This is a genomic window from Rhizobium alarense (assembly GCF_021555155.1).
Classification (GTDB): domain Bacteria; phylum Pseudomonadota; class Alphaproteobacteria; order Rhizobiales; family Rhizobiaceae; genus Rhizobium_D; species Rhizobium_D alarense.
This window is the reverse complement of sequence record NZ_JAKGBU010000001.1, coordinates 75875-83287: the sequence shown is the minus strand read 5'-3', so window position 1 is coordinate 83287 and position 7413 is coordinate 75875. Positions and strand designations below refer to the sequence as shown.

The window sequence follows — 7413 nt, the reverse complement described above, 5'->3', positions numbered from 1 at the left end:
GCGGGCACGCGACGCCTCTTCGCCGTTGAACGCCTGGACGGTGCGCATCGCGCCGATCGCCTCGCCGGCATAGGCGGAGGCGGAGGCGAGCGTGTCCTGGGCCTCGCGCGCGCGGCGGCGGACCGATCGGCCGAAAGCGACGAGCGGGAAGACGATGATCGGAATGGCGCCGATCACCAGGCTCGAGAGCTTCGGGCTCGTATAGACCATCATCGCGATGGCACCGAAACAGAGGATGGCATTGCGCAGCGCCACCGAAGCCGTGGCGCCGACGGCGGATTTGATCTGCGTGGTGTCGGCCGTCAGGCGTGAAACGATTTCGCCGGACTGGTTCTCGTCGAAAAAGGCAGGCGAAAGCCGGGTCACCCGGCCGAAGACGTCCCGCCGCAGGTCCGAGACGATGCGCTCGCCGAGCGTGATGACAAAATAGTACCGACAGGCGCTTGCAAGCGCCAGCACGATTGCCAGCACGAAGAGCATCGCGAAATAGGTGTCGATAAAGCCGGCGTCGGACTCGGAGAAACCGTGGTCGACCATGCGCCGCACCGCCATCGGCAGGGTCAGCGTCGTCACGGCGGCCACCACGAGCGCGATGACGGCGCCGGCGACCAGGCCACGATAGTGGCGGACATAGGGAACGAGCTTCGCCAGCGGACGGATCGACTTGCGGCCTGCCTTTGCGGCCGCCCCGTCTAGCACTCTGTCGGTCACTTTACCCCCGTTCCCGCGCGCGGCAGGTTTTGGCTTTCGGCACTTGTTATCCCGGCGGCCTTCATGTATAGGCTCGCCATCGAATTGGGAAGCCGTTGGCCTGACCGGCCGCGGCTTCATTTACGTCTTTGGCCAGCCCACCGCAACCGATTGCGACATTTGGCCCACGGAACGAGCAGGAAGAGCGTCATGAAGGCTGATATCCATCCCGAATACCACATGATCAAAGTCGTCATGACCGACGGCACCGAGTACGAAACCCGTTCGACGTGGGGTTCGGAAGGCGCGGTCATGAACCTTGAAATCGATCCCAAGTCCCACCCGGCCTGGACCGGCGGCAACCAGCAGCTCATGGACCGCGGCGGCCGCGTCTCGAAGTTCAAGAAGCGCTTCGAAGGCCTCGGCCTCTAAGGTCTCGTCCGGCGTGCATGCGCCGATCCCGAGAGCCTCATTCGAACCCTCGGCTGCGCCGGGGGTTTTTGATTCTGCGGGACGCGTCACGGGCGGATCAGCACTGTCAGCATCATGACAGCGATGGCGATCACCGCGATCTTCCAGAAGTCGCGGCGCTGACGCAGCCCCGGCAGGCCGAGGGGGCGCACGATGTGGATCAGCATGGCGATGAGAAGCAGCGCGGCGAGGATTTTCGGCATGGGGTCTCCCTTTGGCCGTTCCTGTCACACCGGCGACATTTTTCCAAGGGATCAGCAGTCGTTCTCGCGAAATGGGCAAGGGGGGGCGGCGCAGCTGCCGCTTTCCGTCTGATGTCTGTTTCGGCTGGAAATGTGCGCCGATGCGCCATAGTTTTACCCATCCAACTCGCGGTCGGTCATGCAAAAGAACCTCCTCTCCGTCTTCGCTCTCCTGCTTGGCACGCTGTTTCTGTTCCTCGGCAACGGATTGCACAGCCTGCTCCTGCCGGTGCGCGGATCGCTCGAAGGCTACGAGACGACGCTGCTCGGCCTTCTCGGTACGTCCTGGGCCACGGGTTTCGTGCTCGGCTGCCTCTTCGCCCCGACGGTCGTCAAACGCATCGGCCACGTTCGCGCCTTCTCCGGGTTCTCCTCGCTGATTGCCATCATTGCGCTCCTGACGGGCATCCTCGTTGATCCGATCTGGTGGGTGCTGCTGCGTGCGGTCACAGGCTTCTCGACGGCCGGCACGTCGATGATCATCGAAAGCTGGCTGAATGAGCGTGCGACGAACGAAAGCCGCGGGGCGATCTTCTCGCTTTATATCGCGATTACGCTGTTCGGCGTCGTTGGCGGCCAGATGATGGTGCCGTTCGCCGATGTGGGCACGCCGATGCTCTTCATGGTGGCGGGCATCCTCTACTGCCTGGCACTCCTGCCGACGACGCTCTCGACGGCCGCCTCGCCACAACCGCTGAAGCAGGTGCGGCTCGATATTCCGGCCCTCTTCCGCACCTCGCCGATCGCCTGCGTCGGCATCGTGCTGATCGGCATCGCCAACGGCGCCTTCGGCACGCTCGGTGCCGTCTTCGGGGCCAATGCAGGCCTGTCGCCGAGCACGATCGCGCTCATGATGAGCGTCACGATCTTCGCCGGCGCCGCCATGCAGCTTCCGGCCGGTCGCCTTTCGGACCGTATCGACCGGCGCTTCGTCCTTGCCGCGCTTGCGGCCGTTGCCGCCAGTTCGGGGCTCCTTCTGTTCGTGATCGAACCGGCCTCCGTGACGGTCCTGCTTGTCCTGATCGCGATCTATGGTGCGACCGCCAACGCGCTTTATCCGATCGCCGTCTCGCATGCGAACGACTATGCAAGCGCCGAGGATTTCGTGAAGGTTTCCGGCGGCCTGCTGCTGCTTTATGGTGTCGGCACCATCATCGGCCCGACGCTCGGCGGTCCGATCATGTCGGCAGTCGGTCCCTATGCGCTCTTCATGGTCACCTGCTGGGCGCATGTTCTGATTACCGCCTATGCGATCTTCCGCAGCCGCCGTCGCGCCGCCGTGCCGGCCTCAGCACGCGACGCCTATACCACCATCAATCCGGGCACGCTGACGACGCCTGAAAGCCTGCATCTCTCGCCGCGCGCCATCGGAGGCCACGAAGGCCCAGCGGCGGGTGCGGAGAAGTTCGAGGACAAGGCCGCATGACGAACATCGACGACGATCGTCCGCCGAAAAAAGCGGGGCATGAGATCGGCAGCGACCTGTCGCTGCTGTCGGCCGACGAACTTGCCGCGCGCATCCTGATGCTGAAAGAAGAGATTTTGCGCCTCGAAGACGAAAAGGCAAAGAAGGCATCGAGCCGTTCGGCGGCCGAAGACCTGTTCCGGCGCTGAGACCGCGCGGAGGTCGCCGAGAGGTGCCGAATTTGCCGCATGACGGTGCAGCGTCCTTTTAAAGTTAACCCGGCGTTAAGCTTCATGAGCTATTAATCGCGTATCCGGAGCCTTCCGGATTCAGACATTTTCACCGCTTGGGGAATCGGTCTGATTTTCTCCCTGTTTTACCTTGAGAGCCGCCTTTCGCGGCTCTTTTTTTGTTCAGTCCCGACTGCGGACGCGGAGCGATCAAAGAATTGTGGAGATTAACCCTTTCTTAAGATTGCGCTTGCGCGAAATGGGTTATGGGATCATCCTGCGCTCATCCAAAAGCCGTGAGGGAACTCCCCTTGTGGTCCCAGCGTTACCTGCAATGTCATGCGTTAGACGGGATTCCAGACCATGTCCGACAGAGGATTGAACACCATCAGCTTCGCTGGGCACGCCGCATCGTCGGCGCAGTTCAAGTCGCTCTATTCCGAAGGCATGGGTCTCGTCGAGGAGACTGCAAGCTACCTCGACGGTCCCGGCCGCCAGGCCTCCAAGGTGCTGCCCCGCATGGCATCGGTTCTTTACGCGGCCGAGTCGATGCGGCTCACCACGCGCCTGATGCAGATGGCGTCCTGGCTGCTTTTGCAGCGCGCCGTCAACAATGGCGAGATGACGCGCGATCAGGTCATGTCGGAAAAGAACAAGGTCCGTCTCGACGGCTTCAACGTCGATCGCCAGGCTCCCGGCTGGAACGATCTGCCGGAGTCCTTCCGCGATCTCATCGAGCGTTCGCTCCGTCTGCAGAACCGCGTGGCGCTGCTCGACCGCGAAATGTACCGGCCGCAGGAGGTCCAGACCTTTGCGCCTGACAACCAGAACAGCGTGCGCGCGCAGTTGAACCTGTTGCAGACTGCCTTCAGCAGCAACTGATCCGCCTGCACGGCTGATTTCGGACCCGGCTTCGGCCGGGTTTTTCGTTTGCGGCCGGTTGTGGAATCAAAAGGGCCACCTTGCGGTGGCCCCCATGAGCTTTGGTCCTCGTTCAGGACCGGGCGCGATGCCCGCAGGAAGGGTGGATCAGAGCGAGGACTGCCCCGCTTTCTCCATCACAAATCCCAAGTCTTTCACGAGGCCCGAAATCTCATTAGACATTGGATCACCTTCCTTTCTGTTGGTTGAACACGGTTCCAATGTAGGCCGTTCGGCCATGGACACAAGAGGGCGGTGCATTTTTCCTGCGATCAGGGCGCCCGACCGGCGAACCGGTGGACGTGAACCTGCGTACAAGGTGCACCGGCAGCGGCCGGCGGGGGCGACAGAGGTGCTGGGGTTTCGGTGTAGGATGATGCTTGCAGTCATGATTGGCCCGGTGCTTGCCGGTTTCGCGGGGTACGCCTACACGGCGCACAAGGTGCGGGAGATCGAGCGGGCATATCCCAATATCGGCGAGCGCATCGATGTCGGCGGCTATGCCCTCAACAGCGTGCATGTGCAGCGCTCTTCCGGGGCCGATCTGCCGCCGATCGTCTTCATCCACGGAGCAAGCGGCAATCTGCGCGACCAGATGGCGGCCTTCCGCGTGCCGCTCGAGGGCAGGGCTGAAATGCTCTTCGTGGATCGGCCCGGTCACGGCTATTCCGATCGCGGAGGCGTTGAGAACGACTATCCCGACGGTCAGGCAGAGGCGATCGCGCGGCTCATGGAAAAGCGTGGGATCGCAAGGGCGATCATCGTCGGCCATTCCTTCGGCGGAGCGATCGCTGCGAGCTTCGCGCTCTACCATCCGGAAAAGACTCTCGGCCTGATGCTGCTTGCGCCGGCGACCCATCCGTGGCCGGGCGGCGTCGATTGGTACTATCGCGTGGCGAGCAACCGCTATGCCGGCTGGCTCTTCAACCACCTCGTCGCCTTGCCGGCCGGCCTGTCTCGGCTCGATGCCGGGACACGTTTCGTCTTCGCGCCGAATGCGCGCCCCCAGACCTATGTCGCGGAGACCGGTCCGGCCCTGGTGCTGCGTCCGGAAACGTTCCGCAGCAATGCGACGGACGTCGCCAACCTCCAGGCCTATGTGCGCCAGACCCAACCCTATTACCGCGAGATCGAGGCGCCGACGGTGATCATAACCGGCGACAGTGACGGGGTTGTGCTCGAGGAAATCCACTCGCGCGGCCTCGCACGGGACATCAAGGGGTCGGAACTCCTGTGGATCCGTAACCTCGGCCACAAGCCGGACCATGTGGTGACGGACGTCGCCGTCGCGGCGATCGAGAAGATCGCCGGCAAGGATCGTGATCTGCAGGATCTGGCGAGGCGGGCGGAAGCCCGACTCGCCGGCGACGCTGCACGCTAAGGCATGTCGCGCAAACGTGCGCTGCGGTTTCGCGATGGCGACATGCGCAAAATCAACTACAAACCGCTTGCTCCGTCCGCACCGATATAGGCGATGCGCAGCATGTTCGTCGCGCCCGGCGTGCCGAGTGGAACGCCGGCGGAGATGATGATGCGGTCACCCGGCTTGCCGAAGCCCTCGTTGACCGTAATGCGGCAGGCGCGGTTCACCATGTCGTCGAGGTCGGTCGCGTCGCCCGTGACGACGCAGTGCAGGCCCCAGACGACGGAAAGGCGCCGGGCCGTCTCGATGACCGGCGAGAGCGCCAGCACCGCGACTTCCGGTCGCTCGCGTGCAGCGCGAAGGCCCGTCGTGCCGGAGGAGGTGTAACAGACGATCGCAGAAAGCCGAAGGGTTTCCGCGATCTGGCGTGCGGCAAGCGAAATGGCGTCTGCGCCGGTCGATTCCGGCGGCGTCCGCTGGGCATAGATGATGCCCGGATAGTGCGGGTCGCGCTCGACCTTGCTTGCGATCGAGGCCATGGTCGAGACCGCTTCGACCGGGTAGGCGCCGGAGGCGGACTCGGCGGACAGCATGACCGCGTCGGCGCCTTCGAAGACGGCGGTTGCCACGTCGGAGACTTCCGCGCGGGTCGGCACCGGCGCCGAAATCATCGATTCGAGCATCTGGGTGGCCACGACCACCGGCTTGCCGGCGCGGCGGCAGGCGCGGATGAGCTGTTTCTGCAGACCCGGAACGGCCTCGAGCGGCATCTCGACGCCGAGGTCGCCGCGCGCCACCATGAGGGCATCGGAAAGTTCGATGATCTCGTCGATGCGTTCGATCGCCTGCGGCTTCTCGATCTTGGACATGATGCCGACGCGGCCGCGCGCGATCTTGCGCACTTCCGCAAGGTCTTCCGGCCGCTGGATGAAGGAGAGCGCTACCCAGTCGACGCTGCCCGTGGCGAGCACCGCATCGAGGTCGACGCGATCCTTTTCCGTCAGCGCACCGACGCCGAGCAGCGTGTCGGGCAGGCTCACGCCCTTGCGGTCGGAGATCTTCGTGCCGGAAACGACCGTGCAGATGATGCTCTTACCGTCGCATTTGTCCGCATGCAGATGCAGCTTGCCGTCGTCGATCAGCAGGCGGTGCCCGGGTTGCACGGCCTCGAGGATTTCCGGATGCGGCAGAAACACGCGGGTTTCGTCGCCCGGTTCGTCGCGGTCGTCGAGGGTGAAGGTCTGGCCGGGCTTCAGTTCGACGGCGCCCGCGGCAAACTTGCCGACGCGCAGCTTCGGTCCCTGCAGGTCGGCGAGAATGCCGATCGGCCGTCCACAGCGAGTCTCCACGCCACGGATGCGGCTGATCAGCGTGCGCATCACGTCGTGGCTGGCATGGCTCATGTTGATGCGGAACAGATCGGCCCCCGCCTCATGGAGCTTCTGGATCATCTCTTCTTCGGCGGAAGCCGGTCCGAGCGTGGCGAGGATCTTTACTTTTCTGTTCCGCTTCATCAATTTTGGCTTTCTTGCGTCCCCGGCGTATCGGACAGCTGAACCATCCAGCTTCCCTGCCGCCCCGTGTCGTATTCCTTGAAGCCCATGCGCTGGAAGCCGCGCGCGAAGCAGTCTTCGACGCCGACGATCTTGAACTCGTTCTCGGCGACGCACATGTTGACATCGCCCGTCCAGCGGCCGCCGCGGGCGGCATCCTCGGCATAAAGATAGTAGAAGCGCGACTGCAGTTCGCCCTCGATCAGCGTGGCGCAAGTCGTTGCCGGCACCTGCCACCATCCCTCGGAAATCCAGCCTTCCTTCGCGCGGTATCCGATCGCGACGCCCACGAGATTCTGGGTGCCGTTGCAAACGCGGAAATCCGCGCGCGCCGTCTCGGGCGAAAGGAAGGAGCAGAGGCCTACGACGAAGAAAAGGCCGGCCGGCGCCAGAGCCCGGAGGCCGCGAAGCGGAGCTGTCTTTGTCGGTGCTAGCACGGTTTCCAATGGAACTCCGTTGATTTGGTCACGCGCTTTCTTGCGACGGCGGGGCATGAATGTCAACGAAACTCTCAACGATTACAGCCTCTCCGCCGGCA

At 63.6% G+C, this 7413-nt stretch carries 8 protein-coding genes and 1 pseudogene; 5 read left to right on the top strand and 4 right to left on the bottom strand.

Features of this window, described 5'->3' with window-relative positions; all coding sequences use genetic code 11:
• The coding region (locus LXM94_RS00445; protein ID WP_408015567.1) for an ABC transporter transmembrane domain-containing protein at window positions 1-711 on the bottom strand (711 nt) is incomplete at its 3' end.
• A gap of 189 nt (window positions 712-900) precedes the next feature.
• Between LXM94_RS00445 and rpmE the strand changes: the two genes are divergently transcribed.
• Complete coding sequence (gene rpmE, locus LXM94_RS00440) at window positions 901-1122, top strand: 50S ribosomal protein L31 (RefSeq protein WP_235769172.1); 222 nt, start codon at window positions 901-903, stop codon at window positions 1120-1122.
• Between the two features lie 86 nt (window positions 1123-1208).
• On the opposite strand, the gene LXM94_RS00435 is transcribed toward rpmE, so the two are convergent.
• On the bottom strand, window positions 1209-1364 hold the full coding sequence (locus tag LXM94_RS00435; protein WP_235769171.1) for a hypothetical protein: 156 nt from the start codon (window positions 1362-1364) through the stop codon (window positions 1209-1211).
• A gap of 178 nt (window positions 1365-1542) precedes the next feature.
• Here LXM94_RS00435 and LXM94_RS00430 point away from each other — a divergent pair, with 178 nt between their 5' ends.
• The 4 genes from LXM94_RS00430 to LXM94_RS00415 all read left to right on the top strand — a co-directional run bounded on the left by LXM94_RS00430 (window position 1543) and on the right by LXM94_RS00415 (window position 5340).
• On the top strand, window positions 1543-2829 hold the full coding sequence (locus tag LXM94_RS00430; RefSeq protein ID WP_235769170.1) for an MFS transporter: 1287 nt from the start codon (window positions 1543-1545) through the stop codon (window positions 2827-2829).
• On the top strand, window positions 2826-3017 hold the full coding sequence (locus tag LXM94_RS00425) for a DUF1192 domain-containing protein (RefSeq protein ID WP_235769169.1): 192 nt from the start codon (window positions 2826-2828) through the stop codon (window positions 3015-3017). Before LXM94_RS00430 ends, LXM94_RS00425 begins: the two co-directional genes overlap by 4 nt.
• Before the next feature lie 384 nt (window positions 3018-3401).
• Window positions 3402-3920: a protease adaptor protein RcdA gene (rcdA, locus tag LXM94_RS00420; RefSeq protein ID WP_235769168.1), complete on the top strand. Its 519-nt coding sequence runs from the start codon at window positions 3402-3404 to the stop codon at window positions 3918-3920.
• A 415-nt stretch (window positions 3921-4335) separates the two neighbouring features.
• Complete coding sequence (locus tag LXM94_RS00415) at window positions 4336-5340, top strand: alpha/beta fold hydrolase (RefSeq protein ID WP_235769167.1); 1005 nt, start codon at window positions 4336-4338, stop codon at window positions 5338-5340.
• A 56-nt stretch (window positions 5341-5396) separates the two neighbouring features.
• On the opposite strand, the gene pyk is transcribed toward LXM94_RS00415, so the two are convergent.
• Window positions 5397-6836, bottom strand: coding sequence for a pyruvate kinase (gene pyk, locus LXM94_RS00410; protein WP_235769166.1), 1440 nt, complete (start codon window positions 6834-6836; stop codon window positions 5397-5399).
• Window positions 6836-7210, bottom strand: a pseudogene (locus LXM94_RS00405) (DUF1036 domain-containing protein); the annotation flags it as partial. The gene pyk and the pseudogene LXM94_RS00405, both read right to left, overlap by 1 nt.
• Window positions 7211-7413: the final 203 nt, after the last annotated feature.

What these genes read in the sequence shown, in the direction of transcription:
- LXM94_RS00430 (WP_235769170.1), top strand. Translation starts at nt 1,543, where the DNA reads ATGCAAAAGAACCTCCTCTCCGTCTTCGCTCTCCTGCTTGGCACGCTG.
- rcdA (WP_235769168.1), top strand. Translation starts at nt 3,402, where the DNA reads ATGTCCGACAGAGGATTGAACACCATCAGCTTCGCTGGGCACGCCGCA.
- LXM94_RS00415 (WP_235769167.1), top strand. Translation starts at nt 4,336, where the DNA reads ATGCTTGCAGTCATGATTGGCCCGGTGCTTGCCGGTTTCGCGGGGTAC.
- rpmE (WP_235769172.1), top strand. Translation starts at nt 901, where the DNA reads ATGAAGGCTGATATCCATCCCGAATACCACATGATCAAAGTCGTCATG.
- LXM94_RS00435 (WP_235769171.1), bottom strand. Translation starts at nt 1,364, where the DNA reads ATGCCGAAAATCCTCGCCGCGCTGCTTCTCATCGCCATGCTGATCCAC.
- pyk (WP_235769166.1), bottom strand. Translation starts at nt 6,836, where the DNA reads ATGAAGCGGAACAGAAAAGTAAAGATCCTCGCCACGCTCGGACCGGCT.
- LXM94_RS00425 (WP_235769169.1), top strand. Translation starts at nt 2,826, where the DNA reads ATGACGAACATCGACGACGATCGTCCGCCGAAAAAAGCGGGGCATGAG.